The sequence below is a fragment of the Pseudonocardia sp. Ae505_Ps2 genome (assembly GCF_001932425.1).
Lineage (GTDB): Bacteria > Actinomycetota > Actinomycetes > Mycobacteriales > Pseudonocardiaceae > Pseudonocardia.
In genome coordinates, this window is sequence record NZ_MCIP01000001.1 from 359,996 (window position 1) to 381,264 (window position 21,269).

The 21,269-nt window shown below is 71.8% G+C and carries 25 protein-coding genes; 11 read left to right on the forward strand and 14 right to left on the reverse strand.

Annotated features, from left to right (window positions below; translation table 11 throughout):
- Positions 1 to 131: 131 nt before the first annotated feature.
- The 4 genes from Ae505Ps2_RS01490 (at position 132) to Ae505Ps2_RS01505 (ending at position 3,472) form a co-directional block, all read left to right on the forward strand.
- The gene (locus tag Ae505Ps2_RS01490) at positions 132 to 953 is read left to right on the forward strand and encodes a helix-turn-helix transcriptional regulator (RefSeq protein WP_075310464.1); all 822 of its coding nucleotides are present in this window, start codon (positions 132 to 134) and stop codon (positions 951 to 953) included.
- Positions 954 to 1,089: 136 nt separating this feature from the next.
- Positions 1,090 to 2,115 (forward strand): lysophospholipase, encoded by a 1,026-nt coding sequence (locus Ae505Ps2_RS01495; protein WP_233147647.1) that lies wholly within the window; start codon positions 1,090 to 1,092, stop codon positions 2,113 to 2,115.
- Positions 2,112 to 2,579 (forward strand): SRPBCC family protein, encoded by a 468-nt coding sequence (locus Ae505Ps2_RS01500; protein ID WP_075310462.1) that lies wholly within the window; start codon positions 2,112 to 2,114, stop codon positions 2,577 to 2,579. The genes Ae505Ps2_RS01495 and Ae505Ps2_RS01500 overlap by 4 nt, the downstream gene beginning before the upstream one ends.
- Positions 2,576 to 3,472, forward strand: coding sequence for an aldo/keto reductase (locus tag Ae505Ps2_RS01505; RefSeq protein WP_075333833.1), 897 nt, complete (start codon positions 2,576 to 2,578; stop codon positions 3,470 to 3,472). The genes Ae505Ps2_RS01500 and Ae505Ps2_RS01505 overlap by 4 nt, the downstream gene beginning before the upstream one ends.
- 335 nt (positions 3,473 to 3,807) lie before the next feature.
- On the opposite strand, the gene Ae505Ps2_RS01515 is transcribed toward Ae505Ps2_RS01505, so the two are convergent.
- A complete protein-coding gene (locus Ae505Ps2_RS01515) occupies positions 3,808 to 4,704 on the reverse strand; it encodes an alpha/beta hydrolase (protein ID WP_075312864.1) in 897 nt (298 codons plus the stop codon).
- 134 nt (positions 4,705 to 4,838) lie between these two features.
- On the opposite strand from Ae505Ps2_RS01515, the gene Ae505Ps2_RS01520 reads away from it, so the two are divergent.
- The 3 genes from Ae505Ps2_RS01520 to Ae505Ps2_RS01530 all read left to right on the forward strand — a co-directional run bounded on the left by Ae505Ps2_RS01520 (position 4,839) and on the right by Ae505Ps2_RS01530 (position 6,804).
- The gene (locus Ae505Ps2_RS01520) at positions 4,839 to 5,450 is read left to right on the forward strand and encodes a DJ-1/PfpI family protein (protein ID WP_075553352.1); all 612 of its coding nucleotides are present in this window, start codon (positions 4,839 to 4,841) and stop codon (positions 5,448 to 5,450) included.
- 128 nt (positions 5,451 to 5,578) lie between these two features.
- Positions 5,579 to 6,403 (forward strand): transposase family protein, encoded by an 825-nt coding sequence (locus tag Ae505Ps2_RS01525; protein ID WP_075553319.1) that lies wholly within the window; start codon positions 5,579 to 5,581, stop codon positions 6,401 to 6,403.
- Positions 6,400 to 6,804: a helix-turn-helix domain-containing protein gene (locus Ae505Ps2_RS01530; protein ID WP_249265203.1), complete on the forward strand. Its 405-nt coding sequence runs from the start codon at positions 6,400 to 6,402 to the stop codon at positions 6,802 to 6,804. Before Ae505Ps2_RS01525 ends, Ae505Ps2_RS01530 begins: the two co-directional genes overlap by 4 nt.
- A 352-nt stretch (positions 6,805 to 7,156) precedes the next feature.
- Here the strand turns inward: Ae505Ps2_RS01530 and Ae505Ps2_RS30795 are convergent, their stop codons facing one another.
- On the reverse strand, positions 7,157 to 7,552 hold the full coding sequence (locus Ae505Ps2_RS30795) for a hypothetical protein (RefSeq protein WP_139320113.1): 396 nt from the start codon (positions 7,550 to 7,552) through the stop codon (positions 7,157 to 7,159).
- Positions 7,549 to 7,899: a PadR family transcriptional regulator gene (locus Ae505Ps2_RS01535; protein WP_075310452.1), complete on the reverse strand. Its 351-nt coding sequence runs from the start codon at positions 7,897 to 7,899 to the stop codon at positions 7,549 to 7,551. The genes Ae505Ps2_RS30795 and Ae505Ps2_RS01535 overlap by 4 nt, the downstream gene beginning before the upstream one ends.
- 305 nt (positions 7,900 to 8,204) lie before the next feature.
- Between Ae505Ps2_RS01535 and Ae505Ps2_RS33935 the strand changes: the two genes are divergently transcribed.
- The 3 genes from Ae505Ps2_RS33935 to Ae505Ps2_RS01545 all read left to right on the forward strand — a co-directional run bounded on the left by Ae505Ps2_RS33935 (position 8,205) and on the right by Ae505Ps2_RS01545 (position 9,223).
- Positions 8,205 to 8,333 carry a hypothetical protein gene (locus tag Ae505Ps2_RS33935; RefSeq protein ID WP_020621644.1) on the forward strand — a complete coding sequence of 43 codons (129 nt, stop codon included), beginning with the start codon at positions 8,205 to 8,207 and terminating at the stop codon, positions 8,331 to 8,333.
- On the forward strand, positions 8,333 to 8,542 hold the full coding sequence (locus Ae505Ps2_RS31720) for a DoxX family protein (protein ID WP_158071533.1): 210 nt from the start codon (positions 8,333 to 8,335) through the stop codon (positions 8,540 to 8,542). Before Ae505Ps2_RS33935 ends, Ae505Ps2_RS31720 begins: the two co-directional genes overlap by 1 nt.
- A 150-nt stretch (positions 8,543 to 8,692) precedes the next feature.
- Positions 8,693 to 9,223 carry an SgcJ/EcaC family oxidoreductase gene (locus Ae505Ps2_RS01545; RefSeq protein WP_075310450.1) on the forward strand — a complete coding sequence of 177 codons (531 nt, stop codon included), beginning with the start codon at positions 8,693 to 8,695 and terminating at the stop codon, positions 9,221 to 9,223.
- Here the strand turns inward: Ae505Ps2_RS01545 and Ae505Ps2_RS01550 are convergent.
- Entirely contained in the window at positions 9,119 to 10,066 is a 948-nt protein-coding gene (locus Ae505Ps2_RS01550) for an NADP-dependent oxidoreductase (protein WP_075310448.1), read from the reverse strand. The two genes, Ae505Ps2_RS01545 and Ae505Ps2_RS01550, sit on opposite strands and share 105 nt — an antisense overlap.
- A gap of 108 nt (positions 10,067 to 10,174) precedes the next feature.
- Between Ae505Ps2_RS01550 and Ae505Ps2_RS01555 the strand changes: the two genes are divergently transcribed.
- Positions 10,175 to 10,510: a metalloregulator ArsR/SmtB family transcription factor gene (locus Ae505Ps2_RS01555; protein WP_233147649.1), complete on the forward strand. Its 336-nt coding sequence runs from the start codon at positions 10,175 to 10,177 to the stop codon at positions 10,508 to 10,510.
- 50 nt (positions 10,511 to 10,560) lie between these two features.
- Here the strand turns inward: Ae505Ps2_RS01555 and Ae505Ps2_RS01560 are convergent, their stop codons facing one another.
- The 10 genes from Ae505Ps2_RS01560 to Ae505Ps2_RS01605 all read right to left on the reverse strand — a co-directional run bounded on the left by Ae505Ps2_RS01560 (position 10,561) and on the right by Ae505Ps2_RS01605 (position 21,151).
- Entirely contained in the window at positions 10,561 to 11,043 is a 483-nt protein-coding gene (locus Ae505Ps2_RS01560) for a DinB family protein (RefSeq protein ID WP_020628004.1), read from the reverse strand.
- 2 nt (positions 11,044 to 11,045) lie between these two features.
- Positions 11,046 to 11,693 (reverse strand): class I SAM-dependent methyltransferase, encoded by a 648-nt coding sequence (locus Ae505Ps2_RS01565; protein ID WP_075312851.1) that lies wholly within the window; start codon positions 11,691 to 11,693, stop codon positions 11,046 to 11,048.
- Between the two features lie 56 nt (positions 11,694 to 11,749).
- The gene (locus Ae505Ps2_RS01570; RefSeq protein ID WP_249265204.1) at positions 11,750 to 12,739 is read right to left on the reverse strand and encodes an alpha/beta hydrolase; all 990 of its coding nucleotides are present in this window, start codon (positions 12,737 to 12,739) and stop codon (positions 11,750 to 11,752) included.
- Between the two features lie 178 nt (positions 12,740 to 12,917).
- The gene (locus Ae505Ps2_RS01575; RefSeq protein WP_063718833.1) at positions 12,918 to 13,367 is read right to left on the reverse strand and encodes a hypothetical protein; all 450 of its coding nucleotides are present in this window, start codon (positions 13,365 to 13,367) and stop codon (positions 12,918 to 12,920) included.
- A gap of 54 nt (positions 13,368 to 13,421) precedes the next feature.
- Positions 13,422 to 14,399 (reverse strand): asparaginase, encoded by a 978-nt coding sequence (locus Ae505Ps2_RS01580; RefSeq protein ID WP_075553354.1) that lies wholly within the window; start codon positions 14,397 to 14,399, stop codon positions 13,422 to 13,424.
- Positions 14,400 to 14,454: 55 nt separating this feature from the next.
- Entirely contained in the window at positions 14,455 to 15,111 is a 657-nt protein-coding gene (locus tag Ae505Ps2_RS01585) for a FadR/GntR family transcriptional regulator (RefSeq protein ID WP_075553355.1), read from the reverse strand.
- 113 nt (positions 15,112 to 15,224) lie between these two features.
- The gene (locus Ae505Ps2_RS01590) at positions 15,225 to 15,662 is read right to left on the reverse strand and encodes a VOC family protein (protein WP_075553356.1); all 438 of its coding nucleotides are present in this window, start codon (positions 15,660 to 15,662) and stop codon (positions 15,225 to 15,227) included.
- Between the two features lie 77 nt (positions 15,663 to 15,739).
- Positions 15,740 to 18,337 (reverse strand): rifamycin-inactivating phosphotransferase, encoded by a 2,598-nt coding sequence (gene rph / locus Ae505Ps2_RS01595; RefSeq protein ID WP_075310442.1) that lies wholly within the window; start codon positions 18,335 to 18,337, stop codon positions 15,740 to 15,742.
- Positions 18,338 to 18,477: 140 nt separating this feature from the next.
- Positions 18,478 to 19,911 (reverse strand): gluconate:H+ symporter, encoded by a 1,434-nt coding sequence (locus tag Ae505Ps2_RS01600; protein ID WP_075310440.1) that lies wholly within the window; start codon positions 19,909 to 19,911, stop codon positions 18,478 to 18,480.
- A 70-nt stretch (positions 19,912 to 19,981) separates the two neighbouring features.
- Positions 19,982 to 21,151, reverse strand: coding sequence for a lipase family protein (locus Ae505Ps2_RS01605; RefSeq protein WP_043282380.1), 1,170 nt, complete (start codon positions 21,149 to 21,151; stop codon positions 19,982 to 19,984).
- Positions 21,152 to 21,269 lie beyond the last annotated feature (118 nt).

Below are 21,269 nucleotides of genomic sequence, written 5' to 3' on the forward strand. Positions count from 1 at the left end.
CCCCGGAACAGTCGACTCACGCTGTCGCCCCCGACCGCTGCGATGTGAGCGCGCAGATGCTCGGTCAGCGCCTGATACCGGTTCCGGTGCTGTTGAGACGGCGACGACGATGCAAGAGCTAATCTAGTACCGTGACCGCCACCAACGGGGGCCTCGCTGAGTTCCTTCGGGCGCGTCGCAGCCTCGTTACTCCCGAGCAGGCGGGATTGATACGCGGTCCGGACCGGCGTGTAACGGGCCTGCGGCGCGACGAGGTCTCCCTGCTTGCGGGAATCAGCACTGACTACTACATACGGTTGGAGCAGGGGCGCGAGGTCCACCCGTCGGAGCAGGTGCTCGAGGCGCTCGCCTCGGCCCTCGACCTCGACCACATCGCCGCCGCCCACCTCTACCAGCTCGGGCTCCCCCGACCCGGCCACGCGCAGCCAGCCACGGAAGTGTCCGAGGGCGTACGGCGCCTGCTCGACTCCCTCTCCGCCGTTCCGGCCTTCGTGCTCGACCCGGCCCTCGACGTCCTCGTGGCCAACGACCTTGCGCTGGCCCTCTACTCCGGCTTCGAGCGATTCGACAACCTGCTCCGGATGATCTTTCTCGATCCGGCCGCCGCCACCTTCTACCGCGATCCGGACGCGGCCGCACGCGGCGCGGTCAGCCACCTGCGCGTCGCGTCGGCGCCCTTCCCACACGACCAGCACGTCACGAGTCGGGTGCGCGAAATGCAGCAGCGCAGTGCGAAGTTCGCCCGACTCTGGGAACGCTACGAGGTCGCGGAGAAGGTGAGCGTGGACAAGGTGCTGCAGCACCGCGAGGCCGGCATGCTGTCTCTGCACTACGAGTCGCTCGCGATCTCCAGCGCACGCGGACTGCACCTCGCGACCTACAGCGCCACCAACGAGGACACCGTGGCGGGCCTGGAGGCCCTCAGCCGGCTCCCTGCAGACGGCTCCACCTGACCTGGATCGCCGGACGTGCCCGATCGCCGCCACCGGTGTCCGTGCCGCGGCCTCCGGGTGGGTGCAGGAATACTACCCGACCGCTCGGAACGCTCCTTAGCGTCGTCCCACATCCCCGATAGGACGGTGAGACGACATGACCACACGTAGAGACGTCCGATCCCAGCTGCCCTGGGACGGTAGGACCGTCCGCGCGTCGCGCCGCGGCGAGTTCTGGGTCCCCGGCGAGCGAGTGATCCAGCGCGGGCACACCTACCAGCGCGGCCCGATGTTCGTCGCTTGGGAAGCGCCCGAGCACATCACGAAGCCCTGTCCGATCGTGCTCGTGCACGGCGGGGTCATGCAGAGCACCGAGTGGATGGACACCCCCGACGGACGACCCGGGTGGGCCCAGCGCCTCGTCGAGGCGGGCTGGCCCGTCTTGCTCGTCGACCGGCCCGCGCAGGGACGCTCACCATTCCATCCGTCGGTGGTGGGCACGATGGGGCCGGCGTTCCCCTATGAGGAGGGCCGCGCGGTCTTCTTTCCCGACTCCGCCGCCGACCGCCAGACCCGCTGGCCGATCGCCCGCGATGACGAGGCCGGGCTCGACGCGTTCATCGCCCCGTTCAACCCCCTGCCCGCAGCCCTCGCCGACTCCCAGGAGATGGACGTCGATCGGCTCACCACGTTGCTCGATCGGGTCGGGCCGGCAGTGGTGATGACGCACTCCGCCTCCGGTCCCGACGGGTGGCTGCTCGCCGACCGACGCCACGACCTCGTTCGCGCCATCGTCTCGATCGAACCGATGGGTCCGGCATTCGCCTCGGCGCCGGGGATCGGCACGCTGGACTGGGGCCTGACCGCAGCCCCGGTGACCTACGACCCGCCGCTCGCATCGCCGGACGAGGTGCGTGCCGCCGATCCGAGTGCACTGCGGATCCCGGGATTGCGCGAGGTCCCGGTGGCGATCGTCACCGGTGAGACGTCACCGTTCGCCGCCGCGGGCCCTGACATCGTCGCGTTCCTGCGCCACGCGGGTGCGGCCGTCGACCACGTCCATCTGCCCGACCACGGAATCTTCGGCAACGGGCACGGCCTGATCTACGAGACCAACTCCGACGAGGCACTACAGCCGGTCCTGCGCTGGCTCGACGAGCACACGACGGACACCGGACGATGACCGAGCTCTACGCGAGCGCAATGCTCGACCACGACGTCGACCGTGTCTGGGCTGTCGTCCGAGACTTCCACGGGCTCGCCCTCTGGCAGCCGGCGGTCGCGGCCAGTGCGATGGGCGCCCCCGCCGCGGGCCGCGCCGTGCGGGTGCTGACCATGGCCGACGGAGCGACGGTGGTGGAATCGTTGGCAGCCCTCGACGACTCCGACCGGTCCCTGGTTTACGAGATCGTCACCTCGCCCTACCCGGTGCAGCACTACCGGGGACGCCTCGAGCTGCGCCCGGTAACCAGCATCGGCGCGACCTTCATCGGCTGGTCGATCGTCGTCAACGCCCACCCCGACGACGCCACTGACCTGATCGAGAGCCTGCGTCAGGGCATCCTCCATCGAGGTCTGCGCGGACTCGCCGCGCACCTCGATGCCTCCACCGGTTCCTCCGACCTCTCCTCGAAGAAGACTTCATGACATCGACAGTGTGTGCCGCCGGCACCTTCCGCCTCGCAGACAAGGACGTCGCCCGACTGGGCTTCGGCGGTATGCGCCTCACGGGCCGCGGCATCTGGGGCGAACCCGACGACCGCGCCGAATGCATCCGAACCGTCCGACGTGCCATCGAGCTGGGCGTCCAGCTCGTCGACACTGCCGACTCCTACGGCCCGCACGTCAGCGAGGCCATCATCCGCGAGGCCCTGTACCCCTACCCGGACGACGTCGTCATCGCGACCAAGGTCGGGCTCACACGCAACGGACCCGATGTCGTCGACACAGCGCAGGGAGCGATGCGGCTGGGCCCACAGGCCTGGCCGCCGGTCGGTCGCCCGGAATACCTGCGTCAGCAGGTACTGCTGAGTCTGCGTCGCCTCGGGCTCGACCACATCGACCTGCTCCAACTGCACCGCGTCGACCCGCAGGTGCCCCTGGCCGACCAGGTCGGCGAACTCAAGGCGCTCCAGGACGAAGGCAAGATCGTCGAGATCGGGCTCTCCCAGGTCGGTGTCGAGCAGCTTGAGGAGGCCCGCGCGATCGCCCGGATCGCGACGGTGCAGAACCGCTACAACCTCATCGACCGCGGCTCGGCCGACGTGATGGAGTACTGCACCCGCGAAGGGATCGGCTTCATCCCGTGGGCGCCATTGGCTCAGGGAGGTCTACCCGCCGACTCGGGGCCGCTGGCCGAGATCGCCGCGGCGCATGGCGTGTCGGGTTCTCAGGTCGCGATCGCGTGGCTGCTCGCCCGCTCACCGACCATCCTGCCGATCCCGGGAACCTCTAAAGTCTCACACCTCGAGAACAACCTCGCGGGCGCTGCGATCGAGCTTCGGCCCGTCGAGATCGAACGCCTCACCGGTCTGGTCTAGCGGCTCGGCGCTGTGTCGAGGTCTGATGGCCGGGGCCTGTTGTGAGTCAACAGAGGTGTCGGCTGACGTGGCGCTCGAGGCAGCGGATGGCTTCACGGCGCGTGTAGCCCTCGCTGCCCCGCCGCCGCACACAGTCCTGGGTCTGTCGGTTCCCTCGAAGGCAGGCGATCGTGATCGTGTAGAGCGCCGAGTTCACCTGCGGGTCACCGCTGCGGCTGAGCCGGTGTCGATGGCTGCGGCCGCACGATGCCTCGGTGGGGATGACGCCGCAGAACGCGGCGAACGAGGCCCCGCTGGCCAGCGACGTGCAGGTTCTTGCAGGTGTTGACCCGACGCTAGCTCGACTCCCGGCAGAACGACAGCACAGCCTCGACGAACTCCTCCGGGTTCTCCTCGGCCGGGTAGTGGCCGCTGGCAGCGACCACGGCGAGAGAACCGTTCTCGGCAATGTCGGTCACGACGTCTTTCGCGATGGTTCTGAAGAAGCTCTCGGCGCCGGCCACGTAGAGCAGCGGCATGCGAAGTCTGCCGCCCGTGGACAGCAGCTCGGAATTGTCGTACCCGTCCTGGTCGAAGGCACGGTACAGCTCGAACCCGGCCCGCATCGCGCCCGGGGCGGCATAGGCCTTGGCATAGACGTCGACCACCTCCGGCGGGAACGCGCCGGCGTTGAAAGCGATGCGGTCGAAGAAGTCCTGGATGTAGACCCGCTCTCGCCCCGCCGTCAACGTCTCCGCCATGCCGTTCCGCGCATTGTGGAAGAAGAAGTGCGCCAGGTTGGAGTTGCTCAGCCTGCCGGTGGTGAGCAGCGCCCGGAAATGGTCCGTACCGGGGATGATCGCATCGACGAGGACCAGCTTCGCCACACCGTCGGCGAAGAGACTCGCATAGGCGAACGCCACCTTCATGCCGATGTCGTGGCCCACCAGCACGACCGGTTCCGTGATGCCGAGATGGTCGACGAGGAGTCGCCGGACGTCACCCGCCATGGTGCGCTTGTCGTAACCGGTCGCAGGCTTCGACGAGTGCCCCGCTCCGCGGTAGTCCACCGCGACGACCCGAAACCCCGCCGCGGCGAGCAGCGGCATCGTGTGTCGCCATTGCCACCACGTCTCCGGATAGCCGTGCAGCAGCACGACCGTGCGCTCCCCTCCACCGGTCTGCACGTAGTGGAGCTGCACCCCCGGCTCTACTTCCCTGATGCCGTGGACGAGATCGACTTCTCGGCTCATCGTCTCCCTCTGCTGGATCGTGGCGGCCGGTGCGGCCGGAGGAGTCGCCGACACCGGGGAGGAGCCACCAGCCTGCCGCGCATCCCGACCGAAGATCGAGTGGCAGGAACGACACTTATCGATACATTACTGCCATGCACGTCGTGGTCATCCCCGCGCTGGACGGCACCCCGATGTTCGAGCTCTCGACGGGCGCCCAGGTCTTCGGCATGGAGCGGCCGGCGCCGATCGGAGTGCCACCCGAGCAGTGGTACGACGTGCGGGTCTGCGCGGGCGAGCCCGGCCCGTTCCGTCTGCGCCCCTTCGGGCGCCTCGACGGGGACATGCCGGGTCTCGACGCACTCGACGAGGCCGACACCGTGCTCGTACCGCCCACGGCCGAGAAGCGGTTCGACTTCCCGCCGGCGCTGCTCGACGCACTGCGTCGGGCGCACGACCGCGGTGCCCGCATCGCCTCGGTCTGCACAGGGGCGTTCGTCCTGGCCGCCGCCGGCCTCCTGGACGGCCGGCCGGCGATCACGCACTGGGCCGATGTCGACGAACTCGCACGGCGACACCCGTCGGTGAACGTGCAGCGCACCGTGCTCTACGTCGACGACGGCGACGTGCTGACCTCGGCCGGTGTCGCCGCCGGTCTCGACCTGTGCCTGCACCTCGTACGACGTGACCACGGAAGCCGGGTCGCGAACGTCGTCGCCCGGTACTGCCTCGTCCCGCCACACCGCGACGGCGGGCAGGCACAGTGAGGTGTTCTCAGTAGCGGGGTGGCAGGTCGTGGCGACACGCCGAGGGTGGTGAGATGAGCGGGAACGGGGCAGGACCCCGGTAGATCGGTTCGGTCCAGCACAGATCGACACCGTCACCGAGGTCCTGCATGTCTGATCCTGTCACCTACACCGCTGTCCTCCCGATCGGGGAGCGCACCGTGGCCTATCTGGCGCGGCTCCTGGTCCTTCAACGCCGTCGACGTGGCACCCGGCGGCGGGCGTTGACCCCGTTCGCCCAGGCAGTGCTGGTGATCCGCTGGTTCTGTGATGCTACCCGGGTCCGATGTTCGGCCGGTGACAACGCGATCAGCACTGCAACGGCCTACCGTTACCTGCACGAAGGCATCGACGTCCTCGCCGCGGCCGCACCCGGCCTGCACGGAGCCCTGCTCGCCGCCCGCACAGCCGGGCACACCCACGTGAATCTCGACGGCACCCTGATCGCCACCGACCGGTGCCGCGCGCTCGGCCTCACCCCCGGGGTCGACCTGTGGTGGTCGGGCAAGCACCGCCGCCACGGCGGGAACATCCAGGTCCTCACCGCACCTGATGGATGGCCGCTATGGACCAGCGACGTGCGGCCGGGCCGCGAGCACGACACCCGCTGCGCCCGTACCCACCCCGGGCTGCTCGAGGGCCTGGCCGCGTTCACCGACGACACCCACGCCGCGCTGGGCGACCTCGGCTACGAAGGCGAAGCCGACCGGCTCACCGTGCCCATCAAACTCGCCCCCGGCCGCGGGCAGACGGTCAACCAGCGCACCGTCAACACCCTGCACTCAGCCCTTCGTGCTCTGGCCGAACGCGGAAACGCCCTGCTCAAGACCACCTTCGCCGCGTTGCGGCGAGTCACGCTATGTCCCTGGCGCACCGGCGCGATCACCGCAGCTGCGCTCGTACTACTCCACACCGAGTACGACCGCACGACATGATCAACCCGCTACTGAGAACACCTCAGTACGTGCCGGCGCCGGTGCCCTCTCCCACCTCATCCGGGTTCTCCGCGAGCCTCGACTGGGCTCGCGGGCGGATCGCCGAGCCGATCGACGTGGCCACCTGGGCTCGGGCAGCGGGACAGAGCCCCCGCAGCTTCGCCCGCCACTTCCGCGCAGCCGTCGGTTCGACGCCGCTCCAGTGGCTGGCCGCGGAGCGGGTCCGGCGGGCCCGCGAACTGCTGGAGACCACCGATCTGCCCGTGGAGGCCGTCGCCGCTCATTGCGGGTTCGCGACGGCCGCAGGCCTGCGCAGACACTTCGGGCGTCACGTCGGCACCACTCCGCACGCCTACCGACGCACGTTCCACGAGCCCGTTCACGAGACGGACGGGAGGTAGGCGGGGACGCAGGCACGCGCCCGCCGCGCATGTCCCGTCGTTGCATCCGGGCGTGACCGGACCCGGATGAGCCGCCGCCGGTGTTCTCCCGAACACGCCCCGGCGTTTCTCAGCCCACCGCCCGTCCGAGCGCGGCGTCCTGCGGACCATCGATCCCGCAGTCCAACCCGAACGCCGTGAAGTCAGCCTTCCGGTGCTCGGTCAGCCCTGGTGGCGCCAGCATCGTCCGCCCGTCACAGGGAACACGATTCTCGAGCTGCCGCCGGTCCCGCTGGCGGTCCTCGTCGCCCCAGCCGCCCCCGGGGCAGGGCGCACCTCACCCGGTTCCTGGAGCTGCGAGAGGCTCCGGACCTCAGTCACGATGGTTCCGTCCGGACCGATGGAACGATCGAGGAAGCCGACGGTTCACCATCGTGGCTACAGCAGTAGCTGCCGCCACCAGGGCGACCAGACTGATCCCCATCACCCATGGACGAACAGCTGGACCACCCGAGTCAAACAGTAACAAATTGGCAATATACAGAAAAATGGCGGCAAAAATCGCGGTCATGAAGATCCAGTGGCCAGCAGTCACACGCCTGCGCCTGGCGTAACGCGTCGCGAAGTCAGCAGCACTGCCGAACTCGCCCTCCGGGGCGCCTCCCGCGCTACGAACGAAGTCCTCCACTTCTCGCAAAATCTCTTCGACCCGCTCCTCTGACTGACCGCGCATGCGCAGCTCAAACGCAAGATCGTGATAGTAGCTCATTTCTCCACCTCGGTCGGATCAGACGCAAGGGAATTCTCGACGACGGCGGCCAGCCGGCCCCACTCGACCTTGAGTCGACCTAGGGCGCCTCTCCCTTCCTCCGTCAGGAAGAACACTTTCCGCGCAGGACCGCTTCCGTCGTGCTCCCATCGGAACCCCAATCTGCCGAGTTCCTGCTGGCGCGCCAGAAGCGGGTAAAGAGTGCTCCCGGTGACGTTCTCGAGACCCTCCTCGTGAAGGATCTGACGTAAGGCGTAGCCGTGGGCTTCACCCCGAGCCAGCGCCGCGAGGACCACGATCGGCAGGACGGCCCGCGTCCAGTCCGTCGGCAGCCCCGGTGAGTCCATGAATAGATCGTGTCACGTACTAGGTCGTCTGCCAACTGGTCCATGTGCAGGGCGCCTGCCATCAGTGCAGTCGGCGCCTCAGCTCCTCGTGGGCAGAGAGCAACGCGGCCCGACCGGCCGCGGACGACTTGTACCTGCCGCCCTACGTCGGGCCTCACAGCGAGCGGCCGGAAAGAGAGTGTCGGGGCGACCCGGGACTTCTAGGCTGTGGAGCGCGTGACCGGCACACGGCCTCTGCCCACCGGACGCTGCCCATGGTGTCGGCTCCGCGATCGGCACCGATCCTGCGAGAGGCCACGGCGCACATGGACACGACCTTCGCCGTCATCCTCGCGGTGACCTTCCTGTTCACCGGCCTGCCGATGGCCACCGCTCGTCTGTCGTCGGTCGAGCAGGGCCGCCAACTCGGTTCTCCCCGAACAGCTTCCGGCTAGTGGGCGTGGTGCAGGTCGTGGGCGCACTGGCGCTCGCGATCGGCGTCTTCTGGGAACCGCTGGCCATCGCCGCGGCGATCGGATTCGCCCTCATGATGGTCGGCGCGATCATCGCCCACGTCCGGGCCGGTGACCCCGCCGCGAAGGTCGCCCCGGCGGCATTCTTCGGCTTGGCGTCGATCGCGACCGCCGTCCTCTTCATCATCTGAAGAACCCCGCTGCGAGGCCCCTGAGATCGCTGCTACCGACGGCGGAACGCATGACGTCGGCTTCAGCCGACCTGGCGGCGGCTGTTGACCTCACGTCGCGTCGAGGTGTCACGGTCGGTCCGACCAGAACCCAGGACGTGAGAGGCAGATATGCCGAGGTCAGACTCTGCAGTCCACCGTGAATCTGCACCTCAGGCGGTTCTCGACCTTCTGTCCCGCTACGAGACTGCCTTCAATGCGAACGATCCCGACACCATGGCCTCGCTGTTCACGGAAGACTGCACATTCGTGAACTTCGGTGGGGCCGTGGTACTGGGCCGCAGCGACCTGCATCGAGCGCAATCCCAGGTCTTCGCGGCGGGCGGCCCACTGGAGGCGGTCGAGGTCACCTACAGCCCGGAGCACGCGACGTTGCTCGGTGCTGATCACGCAGTGGTGCACGCGCGCCAACGCACCATGACTCCGAACGGGGAAATCCTCAGCGACGACCCCATGGAAGCCGTGTTCACCCTCGTACTGGCACGGACGGACGAGGGGTGGCGAATTCGGATGGGGCAGAACACCCCCGTCAGGACCTCAGGAGAAGTCGAGGACCAGCCGGCCGCGGATGCCACCGGCCTCGAGCATGCGGTGCGCACGGTGCGCCTGCGCCGCCGGCAGGACCTCCGCCACCCGCAGTGAGAGGACACCGTCCTCGGCCTGGCGTGCGAGCCGGTCGAGCCCGACGGTGTCGGTGATGCCCCCGGGCGCAACCATGATCGGGCGGACCGTGATGTCGCGTTCGACGGGCCCGCTCCAGCCCTGGAGCTCGACGAGGGTTCCGCCGTCGGCGAGGGCGGGCGTGATCTCGGTGGTCTGCACGGAGCCGTCCACGAGACCGGGGACCCCACCGGGAACGAGTTCGCGGATGCGGGCTGCGACATCGCTGCCGCGTTGCACGACGTGATCGGCTCCGAACCCGCGCACGAGTTCCGTGTCGACGCTCGATGCGTCCGCGATCACGACCAGGCCGTCGGCCTTGGCCAGCTCGACCGCGTATCCCCCCACTGCCCCGGCGGCGCCGGTCACGGCGACGGAGTCTCCCAGCTGCGATTCGAGTGCGTCGAGGGCGATGCGGGCGGTCATCGCGTTCATCAGCAGCGTCGAGGCAGCCGCGAAGTCGACTCCCGCAGGCGCTGCCACGACCGACTCGGCCGAGACGACGACGTGTTCGGCGTAGCCTCCGCCGTGCGGACCGGTGAACAGGGGCATCGCGACGACCCGTTGCCCGACAGAGAGCCGCCCGTCGAGCTGCGGGCCGACCTGGTCGATCACACCGGCGACGTCCATCCCGGGTACGAACGGCGGTCGACGACCGGGCATGCGCACGGCATGGCCACCGGTGCGCAGCAGGACGTCCGTAGGACTGACCGCGGCGGCGTGGACGCGGATGCGCACCTCCCCGGCGCCGGCGTGCGGCTCGGGCAGGTCCATGAGCTGCAGGACCTCGGGCCCACCGAACTCGCACATGCCGATCGCCTTCACTGCGACGCCACCTCTCGACGGGGCCGGCAGCGACGCACAGACCACCCGATCGAATCTTCTTCGATACTTCCAAGAACTTGGAAACACTGCAGAAGCTAGCATGTCGAGGTGGCCGCCATCGAGCGCGATCTGCGCCCCGTACCTGCCGACGACGTCGAGCTCGCGTCCGTGCTGCGGGCCCTGGGCGACCCGGTGCGCCTGGAGATCGTGCGACTCATCGCCGACGGGCAGCGCCGGATGACCGGCCAGATCGCCGATCAGGTGGGCCTGCCTTCGTCGACCTGCTCGTACCACCTCAAGCAGCTCTTCACCGCCGGAGTCACCGAGTGCCGCACCGAAGGCACCGCCCGGTTCCCCGCCCTCCGGCACACCATGCTCGACGAGCGGTTCCCCGGCCTCACCCACGCGATCCTCGCGACGGACCACACCGCGACCGTCCGCTGACGGGCGGCACCACGCCGTCACGACCGACCGTCCGAGGTGCACAACGGGCCTCAGCGCCCAGTACGACCGTCGATGCGTTCGCGGAGGATGTCGGCGTGCCCGGCGTGGCGCCCGGTCTCCTCGATCATGTGCACGAGCAGCCAGCGCCGCGACGGGGCCGACCTCCGTCCCGCGGGCACCGGCGCCGCCCGGTCCAGGTCGGACCAGGTGTCGATGACCGCGTCGGCGCGGGCGACGGCCTCCCGGTAGGCGGCCACGACCTGCTCGGCGGTGTCCTCGTCGCGCGGCCGGAAGGTCGCGGGCCAGTCGCGGACGGCCTCGCCGAGGAAGTAGTGGCGTTCGACGTGCGTCAGGTGCGTGAGCAGGCCGAGCAGGCTGGTCCCCGAGGGGACGCCGGGCTCGCGGGCGGCGAGGTCCCCGACGCCGTCGGCCTTGGCGGCGACCGCGCCGCGGAGGTGTCCCAGGAACCCGGCCAGGACGCTCTTCTCGTCCGCGGCGTCGCGCGGGAGGGCGGTGTCGTGGTGTCGTGGCACGGTCAGCTCCGGTGGGTGCGGGCGTCGCCGGCGCGGCGCAGGACCAGGACGGTGTCGACGACCGTGGCGGTGCGGCCGTCGGGGCCGCTCGCGAGGCGCGTGGGCTCGTCGGCGCGCTCGACGGTCCACCCGTCGGGGTCGAGACCGAGCCCGGCGGCGATCTCCGCGGCGCCGGGGTGGCGGGTGCCGGGGTCCTGGTTCCACGACCAGGGTGCGACGGACCCGTGGTCGACGACGAGGAGCAGCCCGTCCGGCCGCAGTGCGTGGGCGGCGGTCCGCAGCACCGCGTCGCGGTCCAGGGTGAACGGGGTGTGCAGGTACTGGGCCGAGACCAGGTCGAACGTCCCGTCCGGGAACGTCGTCGCGAGGTCGTGGCGCTCGGCGCGGATCCGCTCGGTGAGCCCGTGGGCGCGGGCGCGGCGCCGGAGCCCGTCGACGGCGGTGGCGGAGATGTCCACCGCCGTGACGTGCCAGCCGCGTCGGGCGAGCCAGATCGTGTCGCCCCCGGCGCCGCATCCGAGGTCGAGCGCCGTTCCCGGTGCCAGCGGACCGGCGACCTCGGCGAGCAGGGGGTTGGCGCGGGCCTCTGCCCCGGCGTGGCGGCGGTACAGCTCGTCCCAGAAGGTCTCGGGATCGGACGCGGTCGGCATGGGGTCCATCGGTCGTTCCTCCGGAAGGTGTCGGTGTGCGGTCGGACGGGTGGCCGTCACGACAGGAAGGCGAGCAGCTCGGCGAGGACGAACCCCGGGTTCTCCTCGGGCAGCCAGTGCCCGCTGCCGGGCACCTCCACCGCGCGGACCAGGTTCGGCAGGCGCGACTCGACGGACGGTCTCGTCGACTCCAGCAGTCCCTGGGCGGTCATCAGCATCGTCGGCGTCGGGACGGGGGCGGCCGCGGTGTTGTCGCGCTCGTCCCGGTCGAGCGCCCGGTAGAGCTCGAAGCCGCCGCTCAGGACCTGGGGCCGGCTGTAGGTCCGGGTGAACTCGTCGATCTCCCGCTCGTCGAACGGCGGCGCCGTGCGGCTGCCGCCGAAGCTCTCCCCGTCGAGCGCGACCTGGGCGTAGAACAGGCTCAGGTACTCGCGCACGTCGTCGGCGACGACGGCCTCGGGCACGACCCGCTTGGTGTGGAAGGCGATGTGCCAGCTGAACGTGCGGTACCTCGCGGCACTGAGCGCGGGCCCCGGCAGTGGGTAGTCGAGGTGGGCGTAGCGCAGGACCTCGTCCGGGTACTGGGCCGCGTACCGGAACCCGACCCCGGCACCCAGGTCGTGCCCGACGACGTGGACCTCGCGCAACCCCAGGTGACCCGCGACCAGTCCGTGCACGTACCGGGCGAGGGTGGCCTTGTCGTAACCGGTGGGGACACCTTCGCTGTCCCCCAGTCCCGGCAGATCGACCGCGTAGACGGTGTGGTGCTCGGCGAGGGTGGGCATGATCGGCCACCACGCGTACCAGGACTGCGGCCATCCGTGCAGGAGCACCACGGGCGGGCCGGTCCCGCCGGCGACGTAGTGCATCCGGACCCCGTCGACGTCGGCGAACCCGTGCCGGAACGTGCCGTCGAAATCGGGGTCGTCCCGGGTGGCGGCGTCGAACCCGGTCGCACCGGGAGGCACCGGTGGGGGGCCGGTGTCCGGGACGCCGCCGGTCCCGCAGCCGGCCGCGAGGACCAGCACGGTGAGGGCGACGACCACGCCATGACGTCGTGGGCCCTGCCCACCGCCCCTGCCGCGGAGGACTGCTCGGAGGAGGTTCACCTCCGCAGCATCGGCGCCCGCCTACCCGAACTGCAAGAAATCTTGCGAATCGGCAATCCCGCGGTGCGGACGGCCCCGCCGCGACGTGCTCGCCGGGACCACGTCCGCGTCGTGATCACGCGGGAGGGTGCGGCGCAGGGTCGTGACCGTCGCCGGCCGGGCGGCGCCCGATCCGTTCCGCGACGGCGACGGTCTCGTCGGAGGTGTACGCACCGCGGGTGCCGGAGATCGACATCCCGGCCGCCGCCGCGAGCGTCTTGAGCGGGTAGGGCCGTGGCGTGACGAACTCGCGGCCGTAGGCGATGAGCATCCGCATCCGGTCCTCGGCCTCCCGCATCTCGGTGCGCGCACGATCGATCTCGTTCAGCAGGACGTCCCCGTGCGGAGGCTCACCGCCGCCGTCGGCGACGCGGAGGTAGCGCTGGAGGATCTCCCGCTGCCGGACGACCTCCTCGCGCACGGCCTCCTGCCCTGCTCGTGCCGGATCGTCCGCGTCCGGCGGGGCGGCCGGAGGGAGCGGAAGGATGATGTCGATGATGTCGTCGGTTCTGTCCCGTCTGTTCACCGCGCCAGCGTGCGCCCCCGGTTGCGCTGACCGCAATCGATTTCGGTGACCGCACTACTCCTGTGCATGCCGCCCGGCGTCGTCACGACCCCGGGCAGCCAGGGAACCGGTGACCTGCAGGTCGGTCCGCCCCGACGGAAGGTGGACGCCGCACCGGGCCAGCGCGGCGGTGACGACGGGGCGCAGCGCGCGCAGCCCGCCGTCGGCGATCTTCACGGCGACCGAGGTGCCGTCGGGCAGCGCGGCGACGGTGACGGCCTCGAAGCCGTCCTTGGCGAGCAGCCCCGGCACGGCACGCATCAGCGCGGTGACCGGACGCCGGGACCCGCCGACGAGCTCGGGGTGCCGACGCATCCCGGCCGCGACCAGGCCGTCCGGGGTCTCCGGGCCGGCCGTCACGAGCCGGGCCAGCGCGCCGGCCAGCCCCCGCAGCGAGATGGCGAACAGCGGTGCGCCGCAGCCGTCGACGGCGGTCCTGGCGACCGCGGCGCCGGTGAGGTCCTCGACGGTCTCCCGGATCGCCGTCTGCAACGGGTGCCGCGGGTCCAGGTAGCCCTCGGTCGGCCAGTCGCGCAGCACACAGGTCCGCAGCATCGCGGCGTGCTTGCCGGAGCAGTTCTGCGCCAGCTGCGACGCGGACCGGCCCGCGGCGAGCCAGGCGTCCCGCTCCTCGGGGTCGTAGGGCAGGTCGGCGGGGTTGCGCAGCGCGTCGACGCCGATCGGGCCGAGCAGCGCCCGCACGGCGCCGAGGTGGGCCTGCTCGCCGGAGTGGCTCGCGGCGGCGATCGCGAACCCGGCGGGCCCCGGCCGCAGCCCGAGCCGGGCCATCGCCGCCGCCTGCAGCGGCTTCGCCGTCGAGCGGGGGTAGAACGCGACGTCCGGGTCCCCCGCGGCGAACAGCGTCGAGCCGTCCGGGGCGAGGACCACGACCGAGCCGTGGTGCACCCCCTCGACCATGCCGTCACGCAGCAGGTGCACCAGCGGCTCGTGGGCCGGTACCCCGATCCTGGGTGGGGCGGCCAGCTGGGTCATTCCGTGTCGTCCTCTCCGTCCGGGGTGCCGTGGCCCGTGGTCCGGGTGGCCCCGCTCATCGGGTCGCGCCGCCCTCGCGGACGATCCCGGCCAGCGTCCGTTCGACGTGGCCCAGGTGGGCGGTCATCTCGGCGGCGGCGCGTTCCTGGGAGCGCTCCGCGATCGCGGCGACGATCCGCCGGTGCTCGGCGTTGGGCTGCTCGCGCCGGTCGCCCAGCTTGTTGAGGAACGACGACTGCGCGGCCAGCGCCTCCCGGATCTCCTCGATGACCTTGGTGAACGCCGGGTTCCGCGAGGCCCGCGCGATCGTGATGTGGAACAGCGAGTCCAGTGCGACCCAGGTGGCGTCGTCGGTCTCGGCGTCCATCCGCCCGACCAGGTGCCACAGCTCGTCGAGGTCGGCGTCCTCGTGCCGCAGGGCGGCGTAGCCCGCGACCGGGATCTCGACGTGCCGGCGGACCTCGACGAGGTCACGGGCGCTGTAGGCGCCGAAGGTCGGGTCGTCGGTCGGACCGGTCGCGACGACGAAGGTGCCCCGCCCGGTGCGCGACTCGGTCAGCCCGAGCGCCTGCAGACCCCGGAGCGCCTCGCGGACCACCGACCGGCTGACCTCGAACTCCGCGCTCAGCGCCGCCTCGGCGGGCAGCTTGTCGCCGACCTGGTACTCGCCCCGCTCGATGGTGGCGCGCAGGTGGGACAGCACGGCCTCCATCGCGCTGACGCGACGGGGACCGTGCTGTCCGGCTGTCCGGCTGTCTGACAGGTTCACGAGGCACGAGGGTGCTGGGCGGGGCGGCCGCTGTCAAGGGAGCAGGGGCGACCGGGTCAGCTGGTCTCCTCGGCCAGCGCGACGAGGATGCCGCCCGGTCCCCGCACGTAGGCGAGCACGTGCGCCCCGCCGAACGGCACCACGTCGCCGACCGGCGCGGCGCCGTGCCTGCGCAGCCGGGAGAGCGTCTCCGCCACGTCGGTGACCGCGAACATGATCCGCCGGATGCCCGGCACGTTCACCGCGGCGTCCGGATCCCCGGCCGGCGACGACGGCGAGCCGAACCGCATGAGCTCCAGCCGGCCGTGGCCGTCCGGCGTCCGCACGACGGCCATGTCGCACCGCACGCCGTCGAGCCCGACGAGCCGGTCCACGTCCGGGCCCTCCACCGTCGCCCGACCCTCCAGCTCCAGGCCGAGCGCGCCGAAGAACGCGACCGCCTCGTCGAGGTCGGTGACGACGACACCGACGTTGTCCATCCGCAGCACGCTCATGACGTCCTCCCGATCGCGCGGCCCCCGTGGCCGCGTCCGTCCCGGGGACGGAGCCGGTCCCCCGTTCTCGACACGACTCAGTCGAGGATCTCGACCAGGCCGCTCCCGCCGTCCACCCGGACCCGCCGGCCGTCGGGGATCAGGCGGGTCGCGTGCTCCACCCCGACCACCGCGGGCAGACCGTACTCGCGGGCGACGACGGCACCGTGGGTCATCCGCCCACCGACCTCGGTGACCAGCCCGGCGATCGTCACGAACGCCGGTGACCAGCTGGGATCGGTGTAGGCGGTGACCAGCACGTCCCCGGGTTCGAGTGCGGCGCCGGACAGGTCGGCGACGACGCGGGCGCGGCCCTCGATCGTCCCGGCCGACACCGCGAGCCCGGCGAGCGCTCCGGGCGGCACGTCGTCGCGGTGGTAGGAACCCTGGAGGCACTCGCCGTCCGAGGTGAGCACCCGCGGCGGGGTCAGCGTCTCGTGCACGGCGAACTCCGCCCGCCGGGTGCGCACCAGCGCGAGGTCGGCGTGCCCGGTCCGCGAGACCTGCTCCAGCTCGTCGAACCACAGGAAGTAGGCGTCGGTGCGGTCGTCGAGCACCCCCGCGGCGACGAGCCGGTCGGCCTCGGCGAGCAGCGCGGCCCGGTAGATCGCGTAGCGGGAGACCATGCCGAACTTGGGGAACTCGCGGTAGCCGATGAAGGTCCGCAACCGTTCGATCATCAGCGCCGTCGCCGCGGCGCGGGCCTCGCCGTCGACGCCTGCACGCAGCCGGGCCAGCAGGTCGTCGCGGGTCGCCTCGGCCTCGCGGCGGCCCTCGTCGAACCGGCGACGCCCGGCACCGGGCTCCTCGCCGTCGACGTGACCGAGGATCAACGGCACGAGCGCGGCCGGCCGCTCGTGCCACCGCGGCCGGGTGATGTCGATCTCTCCGACGCAGCGGGCCCCGTAGGCGTCGAGCCAGCCGAGGATCGCGTCCCGGGCCATCGTGCCGCCCTCGACCGACGGCAGCCGCTCCAGCACGTCGTCGCCGGCCCGGCGCAGCAGCGCCACCGCCTCCGGGTACGGGCGGATCGCGTCGGCGACGTCGAGCAGCGCGAGCCCCATCTGCGAGGTCACGTTGTCGGGCACCGACCGGGTCAGCACGTCCGACGGCCGCTCCCCCAGCCACTCGCCGACGTGCTCGTCGATCCAGTACGCCGCGTCCATCGCGGTCATGAACACCCGGGTGCTGCGCGGGTTGCTCAGCCGCGCCCGCAGCTCGGGGATGTCCTCGCGGATCGCGGTGAACAGCTCCGGCCCGACGCGGCCCCGGATCCGGCGGGCCGCCTCCGCCACCGAGGCCCTGCCCTCGGCCACCAGCTCGGCGACCGGTGCGGGGTCCGGGTCGAGCGGCTCCGTGGTCGGCGCACCGTGCACCGGCACGGGCACCGCCGGGTCCGCACCGAGCTCGACCACGCCGCGGTCGAGCACGGTGCGCAGCGCGTCGGCCATCAGCGGGTCCGACCGGCCCATCACCGCGAGCAGGCCGGCACGTCCGGAGGGGGTGCCCAGGGCGTCGGTGACGTCGACGAACAGCCGCCCGCCCGCCTCGGCCATCGGGCGCGGCGTCGTCATCTGCCACACCGACAGCCCGAGCGGGCGCATCGCATCGGTCATCATCTGCTGGTAGCCGACCGACAGGTAGACGTGGAAGCGGTCGTCGTCGGTGTCGGGCACCGGGAACAACGTGGTGATCGGGCGGCTCTGGACGACCTGGAACCGGCCGCCGGACAGGCACCACTCGACGTCCTGCGGGCTCCCGAACCCGGCCTCGATGGTCCGGCCGAGCCGGACCAGGGCCAGCACCTGGTCCTCGGTGAGCAGCGGCCCGCCGTCGGGGTCGAGCTGCTCGGTACGGGTACCGCCGCCCGGCGCCGGCCGCACCGCGACCGTCCGCGGTGCCGTCCGCGCGTCGACGACCTCGGCGGTCCCGCCGGTGTCGCGGACCGTCCACGCGTCCGCCGCGACCAGGCCGGACACCAGCGCCTCCCCCAGCCCGGGCACCGCCTCGACGACTCTCACGGTCCGGTCCGAGGTCACCGGGTCGGCGGTGAACAGCACCCCGGAGACGTCCGGGACCACCATCTCCTGCACCAACACCGCCATCGCGACGGCCCGGTGCTCCAGACCCCGGCTACGGCGGTAGGCCACCGCCCGGTCGGTGAACAGCGACGCCCAGCAGTCCCGCACCCGGTCGAGCACGGCGTCGGCGCCCACCACGTTGAGGTAGGAGTCCTGCTGCCCGGCGAACGACGCCGTCGGCAGGTCCTCGGCGGTCGCGCTGGAGCGCACCGCCCACGCCGTCCCCGCCGGGGCCCGGCCGACGGCCGCGATGACCGCCGCAGCGACGTCGTCGGGGACCGGCCGGGAGACCACCAGACCGCGGATCTCGGCGGCGACCGCGGCGAGTCCGTCGTCGTCACCGATCGGCAGACCGGCCAGGCGGTCCAGCAACGCGTCGAACCCGGGCGCACTCCCCACGACGGCCCGGTAGGCGTCGGTGGTCACGCACCAGCCGCGTGGGACCGCGACCCCCGCCGTCCGGGTCAGCTCCCCCAGATGCGCGGCCTTCCCCCCGACGAGGTCCACCAGTTCCCGGCCGACCTCGTCCCACTGCAGCACCCCGTGCACGTCCACCCCCGTGTCGCCACGACGCCGCAGGTCACGGCGCCGGGCGCAGAGTCTGGCGCGGCCCGGGGGTCTTGCCGCAAGTCCCCGTGTGCGTTATACGTTGACCATGGCGGGAGGAGCTCCCGCCATGGTCGTGCCCGCCATGGTCATGCCCCGGCGGGCAGCACCAGCGACAGCAGCAGCACCATCACCAGCCCGACCACGCTCACCACGGTCTGCACGGCGGTGTGCGAGCGCGTCGCCTGCCCCACCGTCATCCCGAACGACTCCTTGACCAGCCAGAACCCGGCGTGGTTGACGTAGTTCAGGCCGACCGACCCGGCGCCGACGGCGACCACGGCCAACGCCACGTACCAGGGGCCCGCCCCGGCGAGCAGCGGCGCGACCACACCGGTGGCCGCGACGATGCCGACGGTGGCCGAGCCGGTGGAGGTGGACAGCAGCAACGCGAGCAGCCACGCCAGCAGCAGAGGACTGACCGGCAGCCCGGACGCGGCGGCACCGACGGCGTCGCTGATGCCGGAGTCCTTGAGGACCTGGTTGAACGCACCGCCACCGCCGATGATGAGCAGGATTCCGGTCACCGACTTCACCGCGTCGGCGAGCGAGGTCCGCAGCTCCTCGGCCGGGCGACCGCGCAGCAGCCCGAGCGCGAACAACGCGTAGAGGAACCCGGCGAGCATCGCGACGATCGGCTGGCCGAGCAGGGTCGTGACCTGGCGGAACACGGCACCGTCCGGCAGGGCGACCTCGGCCACCGTGCGGGCCAGCATCAGCACCACCGGCACCGCGACGGCGACGAGCGCGATCGGCAGTGGAACCGGGGCGGGCTCCTCCCCGCGGCGGCCGTCCGGCCCGACCCCGCCCCCGGCCCCGGTGCCGGTCTCGGTGCCGGTCTCGGTGAACTGCGCGACCAGCTCGGCGTCGGGACGGACCGGCAACCGCGGAGCCATGAGACGCGCGTAGAGCGGCCCGCCCACCACGATCGCCGGGACCGCACACAGCAGCCCGACGACGATGGTGCGCCCGAGGTCGGCACCCAGCCCGTCGACGGCGATCAGCGGCCCGGGGTGCGGCGGCACCATTCCGTGCAGGGTCGCGAGCGTCGCGATCGCGGGGATCGCCACAGTCGCATACGGCGACGGCGCGGCCCCCTCCAGCTCCAGGCGGCGCGCGACGCTGAACAGCAACGGCAGCAGCACGATCAGCCCGACCTCGAAGAACATCGGCACGCCGATGACGAAGGCGGCCGCGCACACCAGCCACGGCAGGCTGCGCGGAGTGGAGCGCGACACCACGGCGTCGGCGATCCGCCCGGTCGCGCCGGACTCGGCGAGCAGCCGCCCCAGCATGGTGCCCAGGGCGAGGGTGAGGCCGACGTCGCCGAGGATGTCCCCGGCGCCCGTCGTGATCGAGTCGGCGATCGTGGCCAGGTCCTCGCCGCCCGCGAGCCCGACGCCGAGCGCCACCACCAGCAGGGCCACGAACGGGCTGAACCGGACCCGCGAGTTGATCAGGACGATCAGCACGACGATCGCCGCCACGAGCACGAGGACGAGGTACCACCCGGACCAGTTCACGACGCAATGGTCGCGTCAGGCCCGGGTGGCCGCACGCCCGGGTGGGTCGCTCGTGGACCGTCCGAACAGGTCAGTCGCAGGTGGAGTGCGTCGGCTGCCCGTCGAAGCGGGCCTTCAGGAACGCCAGCGCGCTGGGCGACCCGGCGGGGTAGCCGCCGACGTGCCCGGGGGCCGGCGTCGGCTGGAACTCGACGTCGGCGCCCTGTGCGCACCACCGCTGCGCCAGCTCGCGGGACTGCTCGAACGGCACGATGTCGTCGGTGAGGCTGTGCACGATGAGCACCGGGGCCTCGGGCGTACGGCGCCCGATCAGCTGCTCGTCCACCCGGCTCGCGAAGGGCTCCTCGTCGAGGAACGCCGAGATCGGCCGGCCGTCGGCGGACAGGCTCTCCGAGCGCAGGCCCGGGTAGCGCAGCACCGAGTCCTGGGTGCACTGCTCACGCAGCTCGGCGACGACCTGACGTCCGCGGTCGTTGAGCAGGTCCTGCACCCCGAGGTCGGGGTAGGCGGCGTCGAACCCGGAGACGGCGTAGCCGAGCAGCGAGACGAAGGGTCCGCCGTCGAGCAGGCGGCCGGTCGCGCGCAGGTCCGCCGGGGGCGCGCCCGCGTAGGCGCCGACGAGGTTCAGCTCGGGGGCGTACTCCGGGGCCAGCTCGACCGCGGCGGCCGACGCCCCGCCGCCCTGGGAGTAGCCGTAGAGCGCGGTCGGGGCGTCCTCCGGCACGCCGACGCCGGCCCGCTGGGCCGCACGCGCGACATCGAGCAGGGCGTGCGCCTGGGCGGCCCGGTTGACGTAGGTGTGCTCGCCGGGCGTGCCCAGGCCCTCGTAGTCGGTGACGGCCACGGTGTAGCCGCTGCTCAGCAGCGCACCGATCGCCGGGGCCTCGTACTCGGTGCCGGCCTGCAGCTGCCGCGACGGCGCGCAGCGGTCGGCGAGCCCCTGGGTCCCCGCGGCGAAGCCGATGACCCGGGCCGGCCCGGGCGCCGGGACGAGCGGGGTCAGGACGATCCCGCTCACCGTGACCGGGCGGTCGTCGGTGTCGAGGCTGCGGTAGAGGATCCGGGTCGCCGTCGCGGCGGGCACCGTCGGAGTGAGGACCCGCTCCGCGGACACGACGTCACCCGGCTCCCCGTCGGCTCCCGGTCCGTCCGGCGAGGCCATCGCCTGCGGCACCGCGACCACCGCCGCGACGACCGCCACCACCCCCGCCACGACCGTCGCACGCAGCCTCGCCCTCATGCACGTCCCCTCCGTAGATGATCTCCACTGGACTGAACGAGCATCCGGCGACGGAGGAACGGACGGCGGAGGTTGCGATCCGGCGACGACCGGCGGGTGATGCGTGCCGCGCACAGCG

Coding starts and splice junctions, on each gene's coding strand:
- Ae505Ps2_RS01535 (WP_075310452.1), bottom strand. CDS start 7,899: ATGGACTCACCGGGGCTGCCGACGGACTGGACGCGGGCCGTCCTGCCG.
- Ae505Ps2_RS01585 (WP_075553355.1), bottom strand. CDS start 15,111: ATGGAGGCCGTGCTGTCCCACCTGCGCGCCACCATCGAGCGGGGCGAG.
- Ae505Ps2_RS01515 (WP_075312864.1), bottom strand. CDS start 4,704: ATGAGCCGAGAAGTCGATCTCGTCCACGGCATCAGGGAAGTAGAGCCG.
- Ae505Ps2_RS01505 (WP_075333833.1), top strand. CDS start 2,576: ATGACATCGACAGTGTGTGCCGCCGGCACCTTCCGCCTCGCAGACAAG.
- Ae505Ps2_RS01590 (WP_075553356.1), bottom strand. CDS start 15,662: ATGAGCGTGCTGCGGATGGACAACGTCGGTGTCGTCGTCACCGACCTC.
- Ae505Ps2_RS01530 (WP_249265203.1), top strand. CDS start 6,400: ATGATCAACCCGCTACTGAGAACACCTCAGTACGTGCCGGCGCCGGTG.
- Ae505Ps2_RS01500 (WP_075310462.1), top strand. CDS start 2,112: ATGACCGAGCTCTACGCGAGCGCAATGCTCGACCACGACGTCGACCGT.
- Ae505Ps2_RS01565 (WP_075312851.1), bottom strand. CDS start 11,693: ATGCCGACCGCGTCCGATCCCGAGACCTTCTGGGACGAGCTGTACCGC.
- Ae505Ps2_RS01525 (WP_075553319.1), top strand. CDS start 5,579: ATGTCTGATCCTGTCACCTACACCGCTGTCCTCCCGATCGGGGAGCGC.
- Ae505Ps2_RS01605 (WP_043282380.1), bottom strand. CDS start 21,151: ATGAGGGCGAGGCTGCGTGCGACGGTCGTGGCGGGGGTGGTGGCGGTC.
- Ae505Ps2_RS01545 (WP_075310450.1), top strand. CDS start 8,693: ATGCCGAGGTCAGACTCTGCAGTCCACCGTGAATCTGCACCTCAGGCG.
- Ae505Ps2_RS01580 (WP_075553354.1), bottom strand. CDS start 14,399: ATGACCCAGCTGGCCGCCCCACCCAGGATCGGGGTACCGGCCCACGAG.
- Ae505Ps2_RS01520 (WP_075553352.1), top strand. CDS start 4,839: ATGCACGTCGTGGTCATCCCCGCGCTGGACGGCACCCCGATGTTCGAG.
- Ae505Ps2_RS01495 (WP_233147647.1), top strand. CDS start 1,090: ATGACCACACGTAGAGACGTCCGATCCCAGCTGCCCTGGGACGGTAGG.
- Ae505Ps2_RS33935 (WP_020621644.1), top strand. CDS start 8,205: ATGGACACGACCTTCGCCGTCATCCTCGCGGTGACCTTCCTGTTCACC.
- Ae505Ps2_RS30795 (WP_139320113.1), bottom strand. CDS start 7,552: ATGAGCTACTATCACGATCTTGCGTTTGAGCTGCGCATGCGCGGTCAG.